The organism is Lentzea indica (assembly GCF_012184385.1).
GTDB classification, from domain to species: domain Bacteria; phylum Actinomycetota; class Actinomycetes; order Mycobacteriales; family Pseudonocardiaceae; genus Lentzea; species Lentzea indica.
Window position 1 is genome coordinate 1 of the sequence record NZ_VSRL01000537.1, and the last position, 1492, is coordinate 1492.

The following is a 1492-nucleotide window of genomic DNA, read 5'->3' on the forward strand; positions in this document are numbered from 1 at the left end:
GGTCGCACCGCCGTTCGACGGGCCGTTCGCCGAGCAGCTCGGCCGTCGCCTGGTCGCCATCGCGGCCCGCACGCTGGTGCTGGAGCTGCACAACGCACGCGGCACGCTGACCGGCGCCACGAGCGCCGAACGGTTCATCGAGTTCACGCGGACCCTGGACCTGTCCTCGGTGTTCAACCGCTACCCGGTGCTGGCACGGCTGCTCGCGCAGGCCTGTGAACAGGCCGTTTCCACGCACCACGAGCTGTCGTCGCGGTTCACGCGCGACCGCGGGGAGATCGTGCGGACCGTGTTCGGCGGGCTCGATCCCGGCTTGCTGATGTCGATCGAGACGGGCCGGGGAGATCCGCACCAGCAGGGACGCACCGTGGCGGTGCTGACCTTCTCCTCCGGTGCCCGGCTGGTCTACCGGCCGCGACCGACCGGGCTGCACGTCCGGTTCGTCTCGCAGCTGACCTGGCTTTCCAAGCGAACCGGAATCAGCTTCCGGTCACCGCGACTCCTCCCCCGCGACGGCTACGGGTGGCTCGAGCACGTCGAGCACGAGCCGTGCGCGGACGTGGCCGGGGTCGCCGAGTTCTACCGGCGGCTCGGCGCGCTGCTGTCGTTGCTCTACGCGGTCGACGGCACGGACATGCACTACGAGAACCTGATCGCGTGCGGGGACCAGCCGGTGCTCGTGGACGTCGAGACGCTGTTCCACCCGACGCTGACCCCTGACACCGACCCCGCCGCTCTGGCACTGGTGCGCTCGGTGCACCGCACTGCCCTGCTCCCCCACGTGCTGCTGGGCGACAACGGGGTCGCGGACGTGTCCGGTGTCGGCGGTGATCGCGGCGTGCTGTCGCCGTTGGACGTCGTCGACTGGGCCGACGCCGGAACCGATCGGATGCGGCTCGTGCGGCGCCCCCGCGAGTCGTCAGGGGCCTCCAACCGGCCGTTGCTGGGCGAGGTGCCCGCCGAGCCCGCCGACTACCAGGACTCGCTGCTGGCGGGGTTCCGCGCGGGCTACGACGCGATCGTGACGCATCGGGACGAGCTGCTGCGGCTGGTTCGTGCGTGCGCGGACGAAGAAGTGCGGTTCGTGGCGCGCGCGACACGTCAGTACGCGAGGCTGCTCGACGAGTCGACCCATCCGTCGGTGCTGACCGACGCGCTGGACCGCGATCTGGCGTTCGGCGTGCTGGTGGCCGACGACCCGCTGCTCGACCGGCTGGTGCCGTTCGAGGTCTCCGACCTGTGGCGCGGTGACGTGCCGTTGTTCACGTGCCGACCGGGGTCGGCAGACCTGTGGACCGCGTCCGGGCTCCGGCTGCCGGGGATGCTGCCGGAGCCCGGACTGCACGCCGTGGAACGCAAGATCGCGGCGATGAGCGAGGTCGACCGGCACGACCAGCAGTGGGTGATCACGGCCTTGCTGGCGTCCCGGCCGCGTCCGGTGTCGCACCACAGCGGTGCCGCCGTGCCCGGCCACGTCGCCGCGGTTCGACCC

Annotated in this window: 1 protein-coding gene; it reads left to right on the top strand. The window is 71.6% G+C overall.

The annotated features are described in order from the left end of the window. Nucleotides 1–1492 (top strand): type 2 lanthipeptide synthetase LanM family protein (locus FXN61_RS49395; protein WP_167980633.1); only part of this gene is annotated, 1492 nt, incomplete at both ends.